Source organism: Vibrio sp. Vb1337 (genome assembly GCF_033338715.1).
In the GTDB taxonomy this organism is placed as follows: Bacteria; Pseudomonadota; Gammaproteobacteria; order Enterobacterales; family Vibrionaceae; genus Vibrio; species Vibrio alginolyticus.
Window position 1 is genome coordinate 1 of the sequence record NZ_JAWOTD010000273.1, and the last position, 1,038, is coordinate 1,038.

Below are 1,038 nucleotides of genomic sequence, written 5' to 3' on the forward strand. Positions count from 1 at the left end.
TGCTCCAGCGCTGGAACTAGAATTTGCGGAACGTACTGACCGCCGTATTCGCCAAAGTAGGCATTCAGTTTTGCCATTTTGATAATCCTTCTCGTATTTTTATAACTGCGAATAACTTTAGTAGTTGCGAATAGCGCGAAATGCGGCTTGCAACTTCTGTGAATCTTTTTTCCCCGGTGCGCTTTCTACTCCAGAGTTTAAATCTAATCCCAAGCAGCCTAATTTTGCTGCTTGCTGTGCATTTTCAGGCGACAGTCCACCTGCCAGCATGATTTGACTTGGGTCGCCGATCAAAGACCATTCGAACACGTGGCCTGTGCCGCCAGTTTGAGTACCAACTTGAGCATCCAGTAGGTGACGGTCGATGTTGTCTGCTAGCAAGGATGGCTTTGTATCCGCCACGCCGTAGGCTTTCCAAATCTCGACGCCAACGGGTAGTTCTGTTTTGAGCTGGTTTACGTACTCTTGATCTTCTTGTCCATGTAACTGTACGGCTTTTAAACCCAACGACGTTACGATTGAGGCGACATAATCAACGTCGTGATTTTGGAACACGCCAACATAATTAAGTGGCGCGCCGCTCATGGTTAGGCGAGCACTTTCAAAATCGACCGCTCGTTTTGATTTCTCAACGAAAATCAGACCACCAAATACTGCGCCTGCTTGATACGCTTTTGCCGCATCATCTGGGTGAGTCAGACCGCAAACCTTATTTTCACCTAGCGTTACTTTACGAACCGCAAGTTCTAAGTTGTCTTCCGCCATCAGCGAGCTGCCAATCAAAAAGCCGTCTGCATATTCTGCTAAGTCACGAACTTGTTGATGAGTGTAAATGCCAGACTCTGAAATAACCGTTGCGTTTGGTGCAAGCTTACGAATGGTTGGCGCAAGCTCTTTAGTTCGGTTTAAATCCGTTGTTAAGTCGCGCAAGTTGCGGTTGTTTATACCGATAACTTTAGCGCCAAGCTGAACTGCGCGGTGAAGCTCTTCTTCGTTGCTGACTTCCGTTAAAATGCCCATGTTTAGGCTGTGCGCAGC

At 47.3% G+C, this 1,038-nt stretch carries 1 protein-coding gene; it reads right to left on the reverse strand.

Annotated features, from left to right (window positions below):
• Positions 1–117: 117 nt before the first annotated feature.
• Positions 118–1,038 (reverse strand): bifunctional indole-3-glycerol-phosphate synthase TrpC/phosphoribosylanthranilate isomerase TrpF (gene trpCF / locus R7E42_RS25585; RefSeq protein WP_318073323.1); only part of this gene is annotated, 921 nt, incomplete at its 5' end.